Raw genomic sequence first — 17,651 nt, forward strand, 5'->3', positions numbered from 1 at the left:
TGAGTTATGCGATCGGCACGTAAGCTTCGCCGCGGCGTTGAGCTGAAGCCTTCCGGTAAGTCTCGTTGGTGTACGGAGCGTCAGGCTCTCGGCGGACCAGGGTCATCTGGTAGTGGGAGCCTTTGGCGCGATGCGTTCCGGCGCAATATTTCTCGATGAGGAACTGGGCGTCGTGCTTATCGCCTTTCTCTGCCCGGCTACCTGTGCCGATCGTTCCGCCTTTCCACGAACCTTTCTCGGGGCCGGTCTCGCCATCAAAGGCGATATCCAGCTCAACGAAAGTTCGTGTAGGGCGCAGTGCACCGAAGTACTTTTTCACCCAGCCGGTACCGATTCGGTAAACGCGCTTCTCCATATGGCAATAGGCTCGTATTTCCTGGCCGTCATAGTCCTTGAGCAAAAACACATAGCGGGGCATTGTGTCTTTGATGGCCTGAGCTTCCTTGTAGCCAAGACGAACACCTTTGCTCTTCTCGATATGCTCAACGCCGTTTGCGTCACACAGCGCATTCAGGACCAGATCGAATTCGCGCCAAGGGAATGAGAAGTACCGAGACTTTTCGGATTGCGAGTCCATTGTGCTAGGCCCGAAATTCGTGTGGATTCCTCGGGTTTGCAGGCGGAACCCGTACTTGCGAGCGTGATACTCGAAGTAGTCGAGATGTCCGAACTGTTCAAGTCGTCGCGCTGTAGCTTCCGGGCTCAATGTAGTGAATGTGTGCTTCTGCGCCCAAGGCTTGATGATGTTGGGAATTTTGATCCAGGCTGAATACTTCCAGACATGGATGATCAGCTTATTTCCTGGGTAGTCGCCGTTGTCGCCGGAGTCGATGGCGATGCCGAATATGCTGTCACGCTGGCCCTTGTAGTAGAGGTCGATGAAATTGAGGATCACGAACTTGTCTTGCCATGGGTTGGCCCTGAAAACATTGCGGGAAAACCAGGCTTTGATTATTTCGAACATGCAGGAATACCTCGCCCGCCGCTCACCGGCAGGCATGTAGGGGGATTGGGGTTAGGGGTAGTTCTTGCTGATGCGCTGGGCGATGGCTTCGAGTTTTTCGGCCATGTACCACATGTCGTTATTGTCACGGCGTTACACGACAAGGGATCGCTTGACGTTCCGGCCCATGAGGATTGCGATAGCCAAGCGGATCATGGCCGACTCTAACTTTCGCCGAATAAATCCGGATCGCAGGATCATGGCCTGATCCCTCGATAGATGAAGACGTAGGCGAACTAGAGGGTGGCGATCATGGCGTCACCCGCTTGAACTCGACCACCCAGACCCAAGGGTTGGCGTCCCAGTCGCCGCCAGTGCCAATCCAAAGGTCTTGGAACGCAAAGGCAGGTGACTTGAACCCGAACTGATGCCAGTCATCAACGTTGCTCGGATCATGCTGGTGCCAGTGCCAGCCACCACGGACGTGAGGAATGATTCCCTCGGCCAGCGCCTGCTCTTCGCTGATGTCCTGCAACCGCTCGACGCGCACGTCGGTGATCTCCAGCAGGATGCGGCTGTCGCGGCGGAACATGTGGATGCTGGGTTTCCAGCGGATCTGGCTGGCAGGCGGAATGTTTTCCAGTTCTGGCGGAAGGCAGGAAGGGTAGGTGGCGCCGAAGGTCAGATAGCCCGGATCGTCATTGCCGACACGGGCCCAGGTCTCACGCACCCACAGCCGGTCACCGGGCTTGCCATAGGGGCAGCAGCCGTTGACGAAGTGCTTGGTTACAGGTTTTCCGTAGCCGTCCTGGCCGTAGCTGGAGTTACCTACGCAAAAATTTCCGCTAACATCGATGTGCGGCTGAACCTTGATTGCCCTCCGCGTGACCGTCTTCCGGCCTTCCAGGATGGCGCGCACCATTGGCGCCGAGAATAGGATGGGCCGTTCCTTTATTTCAGACATGTGTCGTCCTTGCCGCTATAGCGGCTGACTTTGAAGGGGGAGGGGTTACAGATTGTCGCAAGGAGTACAGGCGTACTCTTTCAGGGTCTGACGCCCAGCATCTTGTCGATTGCGGCGTTGTGGCCGGTGACGTACTCGTAGGTGTGCAGGCCGTCGGTCATAACCAGGGGCTCAGGGATTCGAACCGTGGCGGTCAGGCGAGCTACTTCGTCGAGGCAGGCGTTCCAGCCCCATTCCGAATCGCTTTGAGGCGAGAAGTCTCTACGCTCAGGCAGCACCACCGCTACCGGCGCGGACTGACCGCGATACAACGTGCAATGCCCATCCTCGGCACACAGCTCCTGATCCTCGGCAGCGATCAGTAGCACAGCACCCTCCCAAAGCTCAGCCGTGCCGCCTTCAAGGGTCCACCCTGGCGCCAGACCACCGTCACCGTCGTCGCGCAATACACCGACTGCCGTTAACGCCACCGGCACTCCCTGGGGCGTCGATGCCGGAATATCGGCATCGGTCTTATCCAGCAGGGCGCGCAGCTGACTAGCAGCGTTACCCCCGACACCCCATTGCTGCAAGGTGTCGGTGTAAAGGCTTTGCAGAAGACTACGCGGCACGCCGTCAATCGTTTGGTTGGTGGTCATGGCTTCGGGCTCGCATTCAATACAGTGGTCACCGCGTACTTCGTCCTGATGGATTGACGTTTTGCACGTCAGGCAATGGCCGTATTCTGGCGGGTCAGGTGGTTGGAAGTTCATAAATACCTCAGCAAATCAGTTGTGCCAGTGCCAGCAGGCACCAGCAGTAGGCGGGGAGTTGGGCTTTCATGGCTCGTCGTACTCCATAGGCTGCATTTTCTCGGTGCCTATCATCCGGAAGTCAGGAGTCGCCTTAGCTGGCCCGAGTTCGGCGTCGATATGTTGAGATAGTCTGCGCATAGAGCCAGCCAACTCCCAATCAGCTTGGTCTTCACAGTTTTCAGCCATGTCATCTACGGCAACTTTTGATTTTCGCAACAACACCTCCAGCGCATCCGCCCGCTCATCCGCTGCGGTCAGCAGGGCTTGCAGGGCGTCACGCTCGGCGACAACTCGGTCATAGGCCCAATCCTTCACAACACACGTGTCGTCCTGGTGCCAGCCTTCCTGAACCAATCGGCTGGGGTCGATCCAGTAGCGCTCAACTTGGCTCATACAGCCTCCCTCGTTACCAGATCATGGGCACTCACGACCGTCATCCCAGCAAACTCTTCGGCCGTCGGCAAATCTTCCAGGCATGCAAAGATCGGCATACCCAGCTCGCGAGCCCGGTGTACCTCGCCAAGGGTTCCGGCGCTGTATCGCCAGCCATTGATCAGGACAACCGCGTCACACCGCTCCATCAGCGCCAGGGTACCGTCAAGGAAGAACTGGTCTTGACCGGGTAGGTCGTCATCGAAATGCGCTGTGTTGGTGTGCGGGCAGAGCGGGAACCAGCACAGACGGGCGGTGGCGACCGCGACCGACCTGGCAACGGCAATATTCTCGGCAATCAGTTCGCGGGTTGTGGCGCGGTAAGGGCCGGCCACGTAGACGACAGGGATTTTCTGTTTTGTAGGCATGGGGAGTCCTTGCCGGGCCATGCCCGGGCGGTGGAGTGGGGTCAATGGGGGAAAGATTTCAGAGGTAGTTGTAGTCGGGGCTTCTACAAGGTTTCACCCGCGAGAACTTCAATAAGCGCGTCATAAACTGGGCGGACTTGAAAAAGAGGCTCAGACCATGTTCGACAAATTTATGAAGTTCGTTCTGCTTGTCACAGCGATTCTCAAGCTTGTAGAAGTTATTCGCCGTACGGGCTGGTTTTGAGTTGCTGCAGAAGCCGCCGGCCGATCCAGCGAACTACGGTGACGGCCTTGCTGTTGCCGATCGCCTTGTAGCGGGGGCCGTCTGGGCATTCGCTTGCAGGCTTGCCGCGCCAGGGGATCAGCGTGTAGTTGTCGGCCATGCCTTGGAGTCGTTCGCACTCGACAGGAACGAGTCGGCGCACAGAGCTTGTATGCGACACAACGTTGGGGCCCAGGGCTGAGTCCGTGTTGTCGACCTGTTTGCCGTAGTTGCAGGTCAGCGTCTGCGCCACTTCTCGACACGCAACAATCGGCTGCCCGCGACCTGTCCCATCCTCGCTACCGTCGAATCCCTCAGCTTTCAGCGTGTGAGTGATTTCTCCAGTGATGCACACAGCTACCTGGCCGCCGGCGTTTGCATGGCTGCCTGAGTGATTCATTGCGCGCAGGGTCGGCGCAATCACCCCGGCATCAGCGCCGTGATCCTTGCAGGAGAAGGCCAGCAACGCATTTTCCGCTCCGTTGTTTCGGCCCAAGGCAAAGGCAAGACTGTCACTGACACCAGGGTCTTGCGTGCCATGCACCACCAGCAGACCCGATTCAGCATCCTGCTGAGTGGCGCTGCCAGCGGCCTTTCCGTTGGCGTTGAGTGTGCCTGCGATCAAGTGACCAGCTTGGGCGTGGTCGACATCGGCGCCGCCATCTGTGCTGCGTAGTGCGCCTGCGACCGCAAGAAAGTGACCTGCCGCTGCGCCCTCCGGTCTTCCGCCTGCGCCGCCACTGTATGCGTTACTTGTGAAGGCTCCGATGACATCTGGCTGAACAAAGAACGTCTCGCTGTCCAGATCGTTCCGGCCTTCATGGTGGGTGAGGGTGCCAGCCTTCTCGATGGAACCGGACATGCGGCCGGCACCGAAGGCCGGGATGCCGCCGAACATCGATACCGCTGGCCCGAAGTCGCCTTCGCAGTTCGGGCAGCCATAGGCGCCTAACTGCTCGGGGAAGACATACTCGCATCCTTCTCCGCACTGGAGCGCAGGGCCGAAAGGAGCTGTTCCGGTAACGTCCTGCCCCTCGCCTCGGCGCGGCGCAGTATCCCGGCGCACGCCTTCTCGCTCAAAAAGTACCTCGGTGGGATCGAATGCGTCACGAGCACTTGCGACAACGAACACACGACGGCGTCGTTGGGCCAGGCCGAAATATTGGGCGTCCAAGATCCTCCACGCGATTGTTCTTTTGGGTCCATACACACAACCAGCGTCCTGCCATTTTTTCCCTGGAGGCTGCAGCTCGCAGTCTTCCCCAGCAAGCGCGCCAAGAAAGCATCCGAAGGCGTTCCCTTTGTCGCTGAGGACGCCGGGGACGTTTTCCCAGACGATAACGCTGGCGGGCTTTCGCTGGCCGGCGCGAACATAGTCAACTGCATCTGCAAGCTCCACGTACTTGATGGTGAGGGCGCCGCGCGGGTCGGTGAGGCCTTCGCGCATACCGGCGACCGAGAAGGCCTGGCATGGTGTGCCGCCGACCAGCACGTCCGGCGCCGGGATCTTGCCGGCCAGCACCAGGGCGGCCAGCTTGGTCATGTCGCCGTGGTTCGGCACGTCGGGATAGTGGTGGGCCAGGACCGCCGAAGGGAACGGCTCAATCTCGGCGAACCAGGCGGCGCGCATGCCCAGCGGGTGCCAGGCCTGGGTCGCGGCTTCGATGCCGCTGCACACAGAGCCGTAGGTGATATCGGGCATAGGGGATCCTCGCCGGCTGGCGTGATTCGTTGATATGGGGTATTACGGGTGACCGGCATGGAGCCGGATCAAGGAGAGGAAATGGTTAACGATTCGATATACAAGGGCATACAGAAGGTGGCCCAGGTGAACAGTGGTGTCGGAGAGTCTTGCTCAGTTTGCAGCGCAAGACTCGATGCGACCGAGAACTTTGGGCAAGCAGTAAACCACTACCTAGATCACGGCTATATTCTGCTGCACGTCGGCCAGCAAACCTCTCGCTCAGATGAAGGCATCTGGCACGAGACGGTCGCTATGCTTGGTCGCATTTAGAGCAGTGTCACGCTGCCTTGCGCTGGTTAAGCACACGATCCCGCGCCGCTTCAAACTCGCTGCCGAGGATCTCGGCGGCACCCTCGATGCTCTCGTGCCCATCCTCAAGCCTGAGGCCGAGGTTCAGGTAAACGACCCCATCCAGCTCGAAGAACACGCCACCGCACATCCACAGGGCGCCCAGGTTCAGGCCGATCGCCTCCCAGGCCTCGTCCATATCGATGCTGGCCGGGCAATGCTCTTTCCACAGTGCCGACAGGCGCTCGTGCTCGGCGACCTGAGCAGCGCGCGCCTCCTTCGGCGTCCCTTTCGCGTGCTTGGCGCTGGATCGCAGAGCGCGGTAGTCGTACTGGTCTGGGCGGCACCAGTGCACGTCCAGATCTCGGCTATCACTGAGCTTCACGCCGCCGACATATCTTCGATTGCCTGAGCGCATAGGTGAGGCCGCACCACCAAACACCTGCCCAAGCTTGGCGCGCTGGGCGTCCCACTCTTTGCGCTTGGTTTCCCAGGCGATGACCGCCGCAACCACGGCTGGCGCAGTCGTCTTGTACATGTAGTTGCTCATGGATTATCTCCAGTCAGGCGCCGCCCTCCGGTTACCGGTGGTGGCAATTTGGTTTGGGTTGGGGTATTACGGGTGACCGGCATGGAGCCGGGTCGAGGGGAGACGCACATGTACGTTAGAGAACTAGTTGATGAATGCGGCAGTAATTGGAGGCAGCAGCATGAGGCAGACTTTATGTTACCAACATTGCTTTCTTTTCTCTTTCAGACAGTTGATGCTCTTTATTGTGCTGTGAAAAACTTCCCGGATACATGGACTAAAGCAGAGCCGGTCAAGATAGTTAGTGGCGGGACTCAGTCAATGTACATAAGGTTTAACGCGGGTCCAGATGCTCTTTTTATGCAGAAGTCAGCAATAAGTCTAACCGGCGACATTTGGTGTATCCTAAAAAGACTAAATAAAGAGAAGCTTTTTGATCTTGAGCAGCCTGTCTCAGCCTTAATAGACTTGCTGGACGAATTTCGTGACCTCAGAAATTTTTACGCGCACCTTGATGAGCGCCTGTCCGACCTAAAAAATAATGGTTTTACTGGGAGCTGCGAGACGGGTTGTGGTATTCGGTACGAAAATGCAAAAGAGTGCTTTCACATGATTCTTGTTGGAAACACTTTCTATTACACATCCCAAGGAAAATGTCTTAAAAAGGACATTGGAAAACGCTCTTTTAGAAATGTTCTCCATTTGTCGTTAGATATATTGAGGGTATTATCTAAGGATAAAGGCATTCCTATTGAGCAGATTTACAAGGTTTAGCACTGCTTTTTATAGTTTCTATGCTCTTTGAATAAGCAAGTTACATCACCGGGAGCGGCGAGTATGGCGGGTTATGCTGGTGTTTCGATTTCGTCGTCAGGCTCGGGTGGGTCGTCGGCGAGCGACTTCAGGCCGGCTGCCCTGATGATCTGCGACACCTTTTCGGTCACTACGAAAGGTGTCGTGACACACTTGAGCATCTGCGCCTGAGTTTCGAAGTCGGCGGCGATCAGGTTGCGCAGCAGGGCCTGGTGCACCTCCTGCTGGTTGTTGAAGCCGTGCTGCTTCATCAGGCGTTTGAGGTCGGCCTTGAAGATACCGGCCACCTCAATCGTAAATTTCTCGACGCCCAATGCAGCGTCCTTCGCTGCTGCCTTCTCGCGTTTTCGGCGTTGCTTCAAGGCTTCCGCCGTCGGCTGCTGCTCTTCCTCGGCCATGGCCTACCTCTTCGATTTCATGTGCTGGCAAATCAAGCCATGCCTGGCGCCGGCGTTGTCGCACCTGGTTGTTGATGCGCTTCATGGGTTGTCGGCGAACTTGAAGCCATTTTCCTGGGCGATCAACGTCACACGCTTGATGTGCATACCCAGGTTCTTCGCTGCCACGCTGGCTACCACGCCCTTAGCTGCTTCGGCGCGTACGGACGGTGCAAGCTTGTCGCGTTCTTTGCGCAGACGTTCGTGGTGTGCCGTGGTGCCGCTGTAGGGACCATCAACACCAACGCCGTTCGGGATGACCTGAGCTTTCTTGCCAGAGCCGAAGAACGCTTCCAGCTGCTGGTTCAGGTTGTCGATAATTGAGTGCTGTGGATCCGGCATTGGTTCGCCGATCATGGCTGCGCACCGTAATAGGCGAACAGCACAAGCAGCGCCGAGAAGCCGGCCGTCCAGCGCACCATCCGCCAACCGAAGCGTTTCGACGTGGTCATGGCTGCGTTGAAGAAGTCAGCGTTGCGCTCGAGCTGGTCGGCGTACTGACAGGCCCCATCGTGACCTTCGCGAGCGCCGCGGGAAACGCCTGTGGAGCGCTCCACCACATCGAACAGGTTCTTGCCGAGCGGCACCACGTTGAAGCGCGGCACCCTCACGGGTTCTTCGCGACCGATCTTCATGTACATCTCCGAAGTGGAAAGCGAAACACGTTCCCGCAGGGCCTGCAGAACGGCTTGGCTTTGTTGGATGGCTGGGTTCATGCCGACTCCTTGGTTGTGGTTGCGTTTATTCGTCAGCACCCTGACCGCCTGGTTCGTACCGGTGGGCCCAGGGGAGGGTGCTGACGGGTAAAGGCTAGGCGTAAAAAAGCCCAGTCGAAACCGGGCTTTTGGTGGCGCACATAGACCTCCCTATGTGACGCCGGGGTGGCGGTCGAGCGCCTGGGTGTTATTCCTGCATGGCTGCCAATCCTCCGTGCTGGGTGGGTTGAATGCAGGTGGGCGGTTATAGGCCGCGATTTCGTCCGCATCGGGGTGTGATCTGTCGTCCGGTCTGGGCTGCCCGGCTTACTGGCTTGCGCCTCCCATATTCCTCCGCTCCGGCTTCCCATTTCTGGGCCCACCCATTGCGGGGCAAACAGATCACACCCCGATGCGGCCTGGTGCTGGGGAGTACCAGGTGCTCGGGCAGTTAACGACAGGCTGTCGTGGCGCTGGTTGTTCGGCTAAGCGATGAGGCTTGGACGTTCGGCTTGGCGCACCATCCGCACCTGGGCAGTACGGCGCTCAGGAGTTCGGCGATCACGCCGCATGGCGTCATCACCGATCATTGCGTGCATGGCGATCAGGCTGGCCAAGACGAAGCACATCGGCGAGATGATCTGCCGGCGCATGGCCTCGGCAACTGCTGCTGTCTGGCGGGTCACGCCGAGCTTGAACATAGCGCAGGAAAGACGCTTGGCCACGGTGCAGGCCGCCACGTCGAACTGGCGGGCTATTTCTTTTGCTGTCATGCCCTGGGCAGTGCCGAGCAGGTACTGAACTTCTTTTGGCGCAAGGCCGCGTCCGAGATGACCCTTCCATGCGCCGCTGACGATTGTTGCTTCCATCGTTGTGACTCCCGGTTGGTTTCCCGTTAGGCCCTGTCGCCAAGGCCTATCGGTGAAACCCCCGGCCTCGCTACTGGCGACAGGCCGGGGTTGTTGCTTCATCGGTGTTGGCCAGTCACCCGCCGCTGATTGCAGGGCTGGCCGTTCGTCTTCGTGGTTGGGCTTCGAGCTTCCTACGCACAGCGTCAAACAGCATCTTTTCGCCGTGGATCACAGGTCCTTACAACATGCACGCTACAGCTCTGAATGCCCTGATTGAGTGGGGCAGGGTGCATGAGGTCCGGCGCGCCCAGCCGAAGCTATCGGGCCCGCTAATTCAAATCGCTTGGATCTGGCCGTGACCCGCTACTGGCGGCCGTCACTGGCTTGAATCAAATGTCTCTCCAGCCGCGGGCCTTTCGGCTTGTTCTCCCGCTGGATAACTCGTCTTGGTGTTTTACGCTGCACACCCGGGTCAGTTGCCAACCCTCTGAACCGTTGAGGCCGGTTCATCGCTGCCTTCCATCTGGCCGGTTGTTATCCGGCGATGGAGTTAATTTAGAAAACTAAACAGAACTCGTCAACAGTTATTTTAGATATCTTAACTATCGAGACGATGAGGTACGCTCGAACGGTTTGCACGTCAAGACTTACGCGACTAGAGAAGTTCGGATAGTCTGCTCTCAAACCTGTATGGATATACAGCAATCAAGGAGCAGCCCATGGCGAGCCCGCAGAAGAAAACTCAACAGCAAGCGCCCATGTCAGGAGTTGAGCGCCTGACGCTCAGAGTTTCCAGCATGATCAACCATCCCATCGCTCAGGAACGAAAGTGGGCAACCATCCATAGGCTTGATAGCGATGGAGAGCGTGAGTGGGAGGAGGTTATGGGCGTGCTGGCCGACGTAGACGGTATTGAGATGACTTTCAACGACGAAGATGAGTCGGTCACTTTGAGCTGGGAAGCTGCGGCTGACGAAGACCCTCGGGTCCAGAATCACGATGAGTTAGATTCGGTTGAAGAGCCTGCGACTTTCTGAGCCGCATAAAAAAGCCCGCTAGGTGGCGGGCTTTTGGTCATGCCTTTCGGGCATTCCAGATCAAGAGCACCTTGGCGTGGATTGTTACGTCGTCAATTCGAGCCGTTTGGTTTTCATAGTGTTTGTTGTCGGATATCAGCCGATAGCACTCTTCATCCAGGCGCATTACACGTTTGATGTACAGTTCTCCATGCCAAGTGAGAACGTATATCCCCTCACCGATGAAATCCTTTACGCCCTTGTCGACTATCACCAGATCTTTGTCGTTGATGGTTCCTTCCATGCTTTGGCCCCATCCGTTAATCATGCCTAGCGCTGACGCGGAGGTGTAAGTGACCCCTTTCTCGCGCAGAATTTCCTCTCGCACCACAAGGTTTCGTACGACCTCGGTGTAGTCGGGTGGTACCTGGCCGTGCCCCATAGCGGCTCGGATATCGTATTGAGGAATGACAATTTCTTCATTGGTTGGTCGAAGGCTAGCTAGATGACTAGGGACGTAACTCCCGCCGTGCTCGACTGGGCTATCTGCTTGCTCCGCTGCAGCGAGCATCGTCTCCCGAGCTTTTTCTGAAAGATTCTTTCCAGCCCTCGACGCGAGCATTTTAGCCATCAACTCAACCGTGGACATGCCGGCCTTGGTGTCATCGGTAAATGCCTGATCCGGTGTACCGACGCCGTCGGACAACCAGTCAGGCGAGCAATCCAAAGCCTTCGCCAGCGCCAAAAGGTTTTTGCCCTTCGCGCCATTCGTCCCGCTCACCCAGAAACTGACCGTCGCCTTCGATACGCCAGTCAGTTTGCTGATGTCGGTGGCGCTGAGGTTGAGCGCCTTCATGCGTGAGGTCACGCGGTCTTTAAAGTCCATATTTAGGATTCTAAACATTTCACTGTTTAGATAACTTGCCTTGTGTTGTTAAGAACTCTAAACTCGTCAGAGACAACGGAGACGCACCCCATGACCTTTGACGAAGCCCTGAAATATTTCCGCACCGGTCGCGCCATCGGTGACGCGCTCCGCGTTAGCGGTAGCCGCGTCTCCCAGTGCCGCGCAGCAGGTGGATTTTCGTACCCGATGCAGTGCGTTCTTGAAAAGGAGTCCGACGGTGCACTGGTTGCCAAGCGAGACGATGACCCAGCCCAGCCAATGAAACAGTCCGCTTAAGCGTTCGATGTGGCCATTTTCCGCTGAAGCGGATAGGGCGAATAGAGATTCTGGATCAGCTGTTAATTCATACAGTGACCAAATCGCAGGCATAAAAAAACCGCCTGGCAGGGCGGTTCTTCCAACAACTTGTAAAACACAGTGGGGCCATTATGAACACCAATACCGCTCCAGGCAATACCCCCCATGTCGCGACACTTTTTCGGCACGAACAAAACGTGTCGCGACACACGATGTCTTCACGCGAAATCGCCGAGCTGACCGGAAGCACGCACGACAACGTGCTGAAAACCGTCCGGGCCTTGGTTGCCAAGGGTGTCGTTTCTTCAAACGACACCCCCTACATCCACCCGCAGAACGGCCAAGTCTACCGCGAGTTCCTGCTTTCCCAGCGTGACACGCTTGTGGTGGTCTCCGGCTACAACGTCGAACTGCGCGCGCGGATCATTGATCGCTGGCAGGAGCTGGAGGCGAGGGCGGAACAGTTCCAGATTCCAGCCACCTATGCCGAGGCTCTGCAAGCGGCAGCCGACCAAGCCAAGGAAAACCAATCCCTTCGCTTGGTGATCCTGGATCAAGAGCCGAAGGTTTCCGCCATCAAACGCTTGGCGGCCGCCGGTGGGGCGATCTGTATCAGTGATGCTGCTAAACAACTTCAGGTTCCACCCTCAAAGCTTTTTCAGTGGCTGGAGAAAAACCGGTGGATCTTTCATCGCGGCGGCTCGAAGCGCTGGACCGCCTACCAGCCGCGCATTACTTCCGGCTATCTGGTTCACAAGGTCACTGCGCTGAAGAGCGACCCGGAGACCGGTGGGGATCGTGCTGCCTTCCAACCTCTTGTTACGACGAAAGGCCTGGCCTACCTGGCCGAAAAGAATATCGGAGCTTCGCTGTGAGCGTTCAAGCAATGGGCTGGGCGCTTGCTCTGCCAACGGAAATTCTCAAAGATTCGAGCGCGCGTCACGTGCTGCTTTGCCTCGCCAACTACGCCGGGCCTAACGGTGCTGGTGCGTTCCCATCGGCCTCGACCCTGGCACAGGACACCGGCCTGTCTGAGCGTACCGTCCGATACAAGCTGGACGATTTGGAGAAGTCCGGGTTGATCCAGAAGGGCAATCAGGCTATCGCCGCTGTGCATATCGATCGTCATGACCGCCGCCCAGTCGTTTACGACCTCCAGATATTGCGGGGTGCAAATCCTGCACCCCGTACAAAACGGGGTGCAGATGACGCAACGGGGTGCAACTCACAACAGAACGGGGTGCAGCCTGGAACAGAACGGGGTGCAGCAGCTGCACCCAATACATCACTTAACCATCAAGTAACCGAAGAGCAGCTGCAGCAGCGCGAGATCGATTCCGCTGTCGCCGACCAAGACCGGGCAGCCCTCGAATCGCAAGACGACCGCCAACGCTTCGCCATGTTCGCTACCTGGGCTCCGAAAGAGAAAGCGCTGTCGGATCAGATTGCAATCGCCGGGCTTCCTGCCGATGCGGTTCCCGATGCGGCGATCCGGGCGTTCATGGGGTTCTTCGTCGCCAAGCCAGCAACCATCGACACCTCCGCCGGCTGGTGCTACCGGCTGGTTCAGTGGGTCAAGCGCGAACGCGTGAAAGCTTCGGGGCAGGGCAAGGCTCCTGACTTCGATGACACCAGCTGGGCGAACGATCTGGGGGACCTGTGATGGAAAACAAGAAGCCACGCAGCACCGAACAGCTGCTCAGCACGATGGGCAATCTTCCACCGGTAACGCTGGTTCAGCCGAAGCAGTTGCCGCCGGGTACCGCCGACGTCGTGAACGCGTTGTTCAAGGAGCTACAAGCAATATTCCCGGCCTGGAAACAGGCTTGGCCTGATGCCGAATCGCTGAACGCCGCCAAGCGCAGCTGGATCAAGGCGTTCATCGTTGCAGGGATCACGACCCTTGAGCAGATCAGGTATGGCCTGCAGAACTGCCGGCAGATCGGGGGAGACTTCGCGCCAAGCGTCGGCAAGTTCATCAAGTGGTGCCAGCCGACACCCGAGATGCTGGGCATTCCTTCCCACGACAAGGCGTTCCGTGAGGCGCTCGAAAACTCCCACCCAAGCCGTTTTGGTGCGCGCACCTGGTCTCACCCGGCGGTCCGTCATGCAGCCTTGCAGTGCGAGCTGCATAACCTCGGCGACTTGATCCCGGAGAAGGCCAGCAAGGTGTTTGACCGGGCTTACGACATCACCATACGCCGGCTGGTGCAGGGGCTCCCGCTTGAAGAAATCGCAGTGGGCATTGGTTATGACGGCAACAAGTCGGCCGCCGATCTGGCTTCTGAGCTCACCGAGCGAGTTGCCAGTGCGCAAGTCGCCCGGATGGGCATCAAGACGGATGGCAAGGCTGCCCGCCAAGAGTTGATGGCCAGATTCGGTATCGGGAGGCGCAATGAGCAAGCTCACGAAGGCCGCGCGTGATCGTGAATGCCAGGTTCGGTTGCCTGGCTGTTCTTGCGAACCGTCTACCACTGTCCTGGCGCACTACCGCCTGGGCGGCACCTGCGGCATGGGCATGAAGCCGAACGATTTCCAGGCTGCCTGGGCCTGCGGCTACTGCCACGACATCGCCGACGGACGCCTGCGCGCACCGGTGCAGCTGAGCCGTGATGAGGTCCGCCTCTACCTGGCCGAGGGCGTCATGCGTACTCAGGACATCCTTATCCGTGAAGGGAAGGTGAAACTTTGAAGCCGTTCATCGCGAAGCCAGTGCGCGCCAAGTCCATCGACCGGGAGGGCCTGGAACAGGCCGCCCTGATCAAGGAAATAAGCCTGCGCTACCCGGCCGCCGCGAAGCTGATCTACCACGTCCCGAACGGTGGGCACCGGCACAAGCTGGTGGCGATCAAGCTGAAAGAGCAGGGCGTCAAGGCTGGTGTTCCCGACCTGGTGTTGCCGATGGCCCGCGGAGGGTACTTCGGCCTGTACATCGAATTCAAGGCCACAGCACCGCATGACGCCGCCGTTTCCCCGGCCCAGGACGCTTACCTCCAGGCGCTGACCGATCAGGGTTACCTGGCCATCGTTTGCCGCGGGCACTTCGACGCCATCGAGGCGATCCGGGCCTACCTTCTCCAACCTCAGACCAAGGCCGCCGCATGACCCAGACAATGCTCACTTCGTTTACCGATGCGGAGATCAGACGCCAGGCCAGCAACAGCGCCGTGCGTGACCTGCGCGACGCTCGGTACCCGGGCGTGTACTTCCGTTTCCACCAAAACCGCGAGCGCGGTACCTGGTACCTGGTGTCGGGCGGCAAGTGGGACAAGATCGCCGGGTTTCCTCAGCTGCCGGTGAAGGGGCTGATTGTCGCGTTGCCGAAGATCCGCGAGCGTCTGGCCGCTGATCCAAAGGCCTCGGCCGCCGCTGGCACCTTGCAGACTGTCGGCGAGGTGCTCGACTGGTTCGCCGCCCGCCAGGCCGTGGACCGGAGCCTGTCAGCCAAGCGCCGTTCTACCAATACCTCGATCATCTCGTGCCACCTGAAGCCACGGCTTGGCACCCTGGCGGTGGAGGATGTTGAACGGTCAACGCTCGACAAGCTGGTCATGTGGCCGATGCAGGCTGAAATGTCGCTGTCCTACGTCCGGTTGATGTGGGGCGTGCTGGTAGTCGCCTTCCGCCAGGCCGAGAAACTGCGCCTGATCACTACAAACCCCATCGCCGGGTTCAAGTTCACCGACTTCACCAAGGCCCGCATTCAGCCAAAGCCATCACGGCTGCGCGCCGTCCAGCTCGAGGAAGTGATCGGGCAACTGGCCGCCGCGTTCGACCAGCACCCCCAGGACTGCATGCTGGCCCTGATGATGCTGTGCCACGGCACCCGCGCCGGCGAGACTCGGCAAGCCCAGTGGTCCCACCTGACCTTGGGTGAGCAGGGCGAATGGTTCATCCCCACCGAGAACACCAAGACCCGCTGCGAGCATCACCTTCCGCTCACCCACCAGGTGTGTGCCTTGCTGGAGCGGTACCGTGATTGGCAGTCGTCCAAGGGCTACAAGGGCACCTACCTGTTCCCGGCTCGCACCCGCGGACCGATGAGCGATAGCCAGGCCTGCGCCGTGTTCACCCGACTGGGTAAGGGCGAGTGGACCAGCCACGACCTGCGCAAGGTTGCCCGCACTGGCTGGACCGACCTGGGTGTCGACTTCCTGATCGGCGAGATGCTGGTGAACCACACCATGACCCGCAACGTGCAGACCTACATCCATACCTCGGCGGAACTGCTCAAGCGCGAGGCGCTGAACAAGTGGCACGACTGGTTAGACGGGAAGGGTTTCAACCTCATTCACCGCTCGACCATGACTAGAAACGGAAATTCGCACAATGACGCCGAAGCCTTGAGTGGCGCGGCCTCTAGCCAAATTCAGAAACCATAAAAGGCGAGGTTTAAAAATGATGATTTTGGTCGATCCTCGCAGCAAGCTTGCGGTCCAGCCCGGGGATATCAGTTCCATGCAGGTCGTTCAGGCTCCTGGTGGTCGCTGGATTTTGGAGCTACGCATGATCTCTGGCGGAGAGATCGTTATTCCGGCCAGCAACGATTACGGCCAGGTTGATCTGACTTCTATTCACGCCAAGTTGATGGAGGCCAGCAAGTGAAGAAGCCCCACGGACCAGCATTCCGCGCCGCCCAGCTCGACCTAGCCAAGTGCCCGGCATGCCGTGGTCGCGCGGTGATCAATGGCGTGTTCCACGAACTGGCCTGCGTGCAATGCAACGCCTCCGGCTGGGTCACCGCCGAAACCGGCGAGTCGCTGCCGCTGGATGTCCTGGTGACGCAACTGAGCATCCGGCTCCAGGCCGCAAATCATCAACTTGCGCAACTTCGCAAGTTGGCCCCGTCCGGGCCTTCCGCACAATACGAACAGAACAACCGCCGCGGCGCCGGCGGCACCAACTACACAGGGGATTGAGCCATGGCTATGTATAAGGACGTGATGAGCACCCTGGTGCGGGTGCTGGCAGCAGACAACATCGACAACAGCACCAAGCAGTCCTGGCAGAAGCTGATCGACGCAGACCTTCGCCAGGGCGGCACCGGTAGCACGCTGTCAGTGCGTGACAAGTTCGATTACGACTGCTGCCTGTACGCGCTGCTGCACCGCAAGCTTGAGCCGGCTCAGTGGGATGTGCTGGTGGCCAAGTATTCGACCCACAAGGCCAACAAGGTCGGTGCCATTGGCAGGTTGGTAGCACGCATGGTTTCGCCGGCACCGCAGCTGTTCATCTATAAGGCGTTGACGGCCTGGGCCATACCGAAGCTGAAGGGCGTCCAGGTTGGCAAGCGTTCCACCGACATGATCGTGCTGCCAACTGAGTTCTACGACATGAATACCTGGGACCTGGCTGGCTCGCCGGAGCGCACCCGCCGCAACTGGCGAGGCGGAATCCACAAGCGTTTGGAGAAGCTCGAAGAGCAGGCCGTGATCCATGCGACCGAGATATTCGACAGAGAACAAATCTTTGTAGATGCCGCTTGACCCATTGGCCGACTGGCCGTAAATTAACCCCATCATGTCGATCTTGCGCGTTATGAGAGACGACCAAAAATTCTGAGCCCCGCCCCTGTGCGGGGCTTTTTCGTTTCTGGAGTATCGGATGGATCCAAACGACCTCGGCCCTGGCGGCTTTGCTTGGCTGGGCGGCAGCGGAACCATCCTGCTCGGCGTCTTTCTCTGGCTGAGGAAGTTCCTCTCCAGGGATGCCACAGAGCGCGTCATGGACAATGCCGACATCGGCACCGTGCGGCGCCTGAACGAGCTGCTTGATTCGGAGCGTGTCGCTCGCAAAGAGGCCGAGGCCAGAGCCGATCAGTTCGCCAAAGAACGCAATGAACTGGCTGCAGCTGTAGGTCGAATGGAAGGGCGCATTGATGCGCTGACCAGTCAGGTCGCTCAACTCACTGACAAGGTGACATCGCAGAGCCAGGAGATCGCCCGGTTGCGCACTCAGCTTGGAGGTAACAACTGATGGAAAGATGCGCAATCAACTTCATCGCCCGCCATTGGTGGAGGCGATTCGAGGTCTGGGTCATCGCGCTCGCTCTCGTTGGTGGCGGCGCCATCTTCGGCTACCAGGCCGCGTACTGGTCTCTCGCCGAGAAGCAGAGCAATCAGGTTACCGACATCCGCAAGGCCTATGACACCGCAATGGACGAACGTGACAAGCGCCTCGAAGAGCTGACCCGCAAGACTGGCACCGCTGCTGACAAGGCGTCGAGGGCTGCGACTACTGCTGCGCAGGCTGCCGACAAGGCGGATGAAGCGCTCAACCGAGTAGCTCAGTGATGGCTTGTAGTGGATGCG

Annotated in this window: 27 protein-coding genes; 15 read left to right on the forward strand and 12 right to left on the reverse strand. The window is 58.6% G+C overall.

Going from position 1 to position 17,651, the window contains the following annotated elements:
- Positions 1–4: 4 nt before the first annotated feature.
- From A7K61_RS01020 to A7K61_RS01050, 6 genes are all read right to left on the reverse strand, one after another.
- A complete protein-coding gene (locus tag A7K61_RS01020) occupies positions 5–964 on the reverse strand; it encodes a hypothetical protein (protein WP_069556734.1) in 960 nt (319 codons plus the stop codon).
- Between the two features lie 289 nt (positions 965–1,253).
- Positions 1,254–1,907, reverse strand: coding sequence for a hypothetical protein (locus A7K61_RS01030; RefSeq protein ID WP_069556735.1), 654 nt, complete (start codon positions 1,905–1,907; stop codon positions 1,254–1,256).
- Positions 1,908–1,987: 80 nt separating this feature from the next.
- Complete coding sequence (locus A7K61_RS01035; protein WP_069556736.1) at positions 1,988–2,545, reverse strand: hypothetical protein; 558 nt, start codon at positions 2,543–2,545, stop codon at positions 1,988–1,990.
- Between the two features lie 180 nt (positions 2,546–2,725).
- Positions 2,726–3,094 carry a hypothetical protein gene (locus tag A7K61_RS01040; protein ID WP_069556737.1) on the reverse strand — a complete coding sequence of 123 codons (369 nt, stop codon included), beginning with the start codon at positions 3,092–3,094 and terminating at the stop codon, positions 2,726–2,728.
- Positions 3,091–3,501, reverse strand: coding sequence for a DUF4406 domain-containing protein (locus A7K61_RS01045; RefSeq protein WP_069556738.1), 411 nt, complete (start codon positions 3,499–3,501; stop codon positions 3,091–3,093). Before A7K61_RS01045 ends, A7K61_RS01040 begins: the two co-directional genes overlap by 4 nt.
- A gap of 218 nt (positions 3,502–3,719) precedes the next feature.
- The gene (locus A7K61_RS01050; protein WP_069556739.1) at positions 3,720–5,465 is read right to left on the reverse strand and encodes a DNA cytosine methyltransferase; all 1,746 of its coding nucleotides are present in this window, start codon (positions 5,463–5,465) and stop codon (positions 3,720–3,722) included.
- 81 nt (positions 5,466–5,546) lie between these two features.
- Between A7K61_RS01050 and A7K61_RS01055 the strand changes: the two genes are divergently transcribed.
- Positions 5,547–5,777: a hypothetical protein gene (locus A7K61_RS01055; RefSeq protein ID WP_069556740.1), complete on the forward strand. Its 231-nt coding sequence runs from the start codon at positions 5,547–5,549 to the stop codon at positions 5,775–5,777.
- A 7-nt stretch (positions 5,778–5,784) separates the two neighbouring features.
- On the opposite strand, the gene A7K61_RS01060 is transcribed toward A7K61_RS01055, so the two are convergent.
- Positions 5,785–6,345, reverse strand: a complete 561-nt coding sequence (locus tag A7K61_RS01060; RefSeq protein WP_069556741.1) for a hypothetical protein — start codon at positions 6,343–6,345, stop codon at positions 5,785–5,787.
- Between the two features lie 108 nt (positions 6,346–6,453).
- Here A7K61_RS01060 and A7K61_RS01065 point away from each other — a divergent pair, with 108 nt between their 5' ends.
- A complete protein-coding gene (locus A7K61_RS01065) occupies positions 6,454–7,098 on the forward strand; it encodes a hypothetical protein (protein ID WP_069556742.1) in 645 nt (214 codons plus the stop codon).
- A 71-nt stretch (positions 7,099–7,169) separates the two neighbouring features.
- On the opposite strand, the gene A7K61_RS01070 is transcribed toward A7K61_RS01065, so the two are convergent.
- The 4 genes from A7K61_RS01070 to A7K61_RS01085 form a co-directional block, all read right to left on the reverse strand.
- Positions 7,170–7,535 carry a hypothetical protein gene (locus A7K61_RS01070; protein ID WP_069556743.1) on the reverse strand — a complete coding sequence of 122 codons (366 nt, stop codon included), beginning with the start codon at positions 7,533–7,535 and terminating at the stop codon, positions 7,170–7,172.
- An 81-nt stretch (positions 7,536–7,616) separates the two neighbouring features.
- Positions 7,617–7,931 (reverse strand): hypothetical protein, encoded by a 315-nt coding sequence (locus A7K61_RS01075; protein ID WP_069556744.1) that lies wholly within the window; start codon positions 7,929–7,931, stop codon positions 7,617–7,619.
- The gene (locus tag A7K61_RS01080) at positions 7,928–8,290 is read right to left on the reverse strand and encodes a hypothetical protein (RefSeq protein WP_069556745.1); all 363 of its coding nucleotides are present in this window, start codon (positions 8,288–8,290) and stop codon (positions 7,928–7,930) included. The genes A7K61_RS01075 and A7K61_RS01080 overlap by 4 nt, the downstream gene beginning before the upstream one ends.
- A 464-nt stretch (positions 8,291–8,754) precedes the next feature.
- Complete coding sequence (locus A7K61_RS01085; RefSeq protein WP_069556746.1) at positions 8,755–9,138, reverse strand: LuxR C-terminal-related transcriptional regulator; 384 nt, start codon at positions 9,136–9,138, stop codon at positions 8,755–8,757.
- Positions 9,139–9,839: 701 nt separating this feature from the next.
- Between A7K61_RS01085 and A7K61_RS01090 the strand changes: the two genes are divergently transcribed.
- Positions 9,840–10,157, forward strand: a complete 318-nt coding sequence (locus tag A7K61_RS01090; RefSeq protein WP_069556747.1) for a DUF1654 domain-containing protein — start codon at positions 9,840–9,842, stop codon at positions 10,155–10,157.
- Positions 10,158–10,194: 37 nt separating this feature from the next.
- Here A7K61_RS01090 and A7K61_RS01095 read toward each other — a convergent pair whose 3' ends face one another.
- The gene (locus A7K61_RS01095; protein ID WP_069556748.1) at positions 10,195–11,022 is read right to left on the reverse strand and encodes a S24 family peptidase; all 828 of its coding nucleotides are present in this window, start codon (positions 11,020–11,022) and stop codon (positions 10,195–10,197) included.
- Between the two features lie 90 nt (positions 11,023–11,112).
- On the opposite strand from A7K61_RS01095, the gene A7K61_RS01100 reads away from it, so the two are divergent.
- The 12 genes from A7K61_RS01100 to A7K61_RS01155 all read left to right on the forward strand — a co-directional run bounded on the left by A7K61_RS01100 (position 11,113) and on the right by A7K61_RS01155 (position 17,633).
- Positions 11,113–11,319, forward strand: coding sequence for a hypothetical protein (locus A7K61_RS01100; protein WP_032903584.1), 207 nt, complete (start codon positions 11,113–11,115; stop codon positions 11,317–11,319).
- A 152-nt stretch (positions 11,320–11,471) separates the two neighbouring features.
- Complete coding sequence (locus A7K61_RS01105; RefSeq protein WP_083263025.1) at positions 11,472–12,215, forward strand: phage regulatory protein/antirepressor Ant; 744 nt, start codon at positions 11,472–11,474, stop codon at positions 12,213–12,215.
- Between the two features lie 11 nt (positions 12,216–12,226).
- Entirely contained in the window at positions 12,227–13,003 is a 777-nt protein-coding gene (locus A7K61_RS01110; RefSeq protein WP_069556750.1) for a helix-turn-helix domain-containing protein, read from the forward strand.
- Positions 13,003–13,764 carry a replication protein P gene (locus tag A7K61_RS01115; protein ID WP_069556751.1) on the forward strand — a complete coding sequence of 254 codons (762 nt, stop codon included), beginning with the start codon at positions 13,003–13,005 and terminating at the stop codon, positions 13,762–13,764. Before A7K61_RS01110 ends, A7K61_RS01115 begins: the two co-directional genes overlap by 1 nt.
- On the forward strand, positions 13,736–14,032 hold the full coding sequence (locus tag A7K61_RS01120) for a DUF1364 domain-containing protein (RefSeq protein ID WP_069556752.1): 297 nt from the start codon (positions 13,736–13,738) through the stop codon (positions 14,030–14,032). Before A7K61_RS01115 ends, A7K61_RS01120 begins: the two co-directional genes overlap by 29 nt.
- Positions 14,029–14,445, forward strand: coding sequence for a VRR-NUC domain-containing protein (locus A7K61_RS01125; RefSeq protein ID WP_069556753.1), 417 nt, complete (start codon positions 14,029–14,031; stop codon positions 14,443–14,445). Before A7K61_RS01120 ends, A7K61_RS01125 begins: the two co-directional genes overlap by 4 nt.
- Positions 14,442–15,722 (forward strand): tyrosine-type recombinase/integrase, encoded by a 1,281-nt coding sequence (locus A7K61_RS01130; protein ID WP_069556754.1) that lies wholly within the window; start codon positions 14,442–14,444, stop codon positions 15,720–15,722. Before A7K61_RS01125 ends, A7K61_RS01130 begins: the two co-directional genes overlap by 4 nt.
- Positions 15,723–15,738: 16 nt before the next feature.
- Positions 15,739–15,945 (forward strand): hypothetical protein, encoded by a 207-nt coding sequence (locus A7K61_RS01135; RefSeq protein WP_069556755.1) that lies wholly within the window; start codon positions 15,739–15,741, stop codon positions 15,943–15,945.
- Positions 15,942–16,259 (forward strand): hypothetical protein, encoded by a 318-nt coding sequence (locus A7K61_RS01140; RefSeq protein WP_069556756.1) that lies wholly within the window; start codon positions 15,942–15,944, stop codon positions 16,257–16,259. The genes A7K61_RS01135 and A7K61_RS01140 overlap by 4 nt, the downstream gene beginning before the upstream one ends.
- A 3-nt stretch (positions 16,260–16,262) precedes the next feature.
- The gene (locus tag A7K61_RS01145) at positions 16,263–16,826 is read left to right on the forward strand and encodes a hypothetical protein (protein ID WP_069556757.1); all 564 of its coding nucleotides are present in this window, start codon (positions 16,263–16,265) and stop codon (positions 16,824–16,826) included.
- A 118-nt stretch (positions 16,827–16,944) separates the two neighbouring features.
- Positions 16,945–17,316: a chemotaxis protein gene (locus tag A7K61_RS01150; protein WP_069556758.1), complete on the forward strand. Its 372-nt coding sequence runs from the start codon at positions 16,945–16,947 to the stop codon at positions 17,314–17,316.
- A complete protein-coding gene (locus A7K61_RS01155) occupies positions 17,316–17,633 on the forward strand; it encodes a hypothetical protein (protein ID WP_069556759.1) in 318 nt (105 codons plus the stop codon). Before A7K61_RS01150 ends, A7K61_RS01155 begins: the two co-directional genes overlap by 1 nt.
- Positions 17,634–17,651: the final 18 nt, after the last annotated feature.

It is taken from the genome of Pseudomonas sp. AP42 (assembly GCF_001728935.1).
Classification (GTDB): Bacteria; Pseudomonadota; Gammaproteobacteria; order Pseudomonadales; family Pseudomonadaceae; genus Aquipseudomonas; species Aquipseudomonas lactis.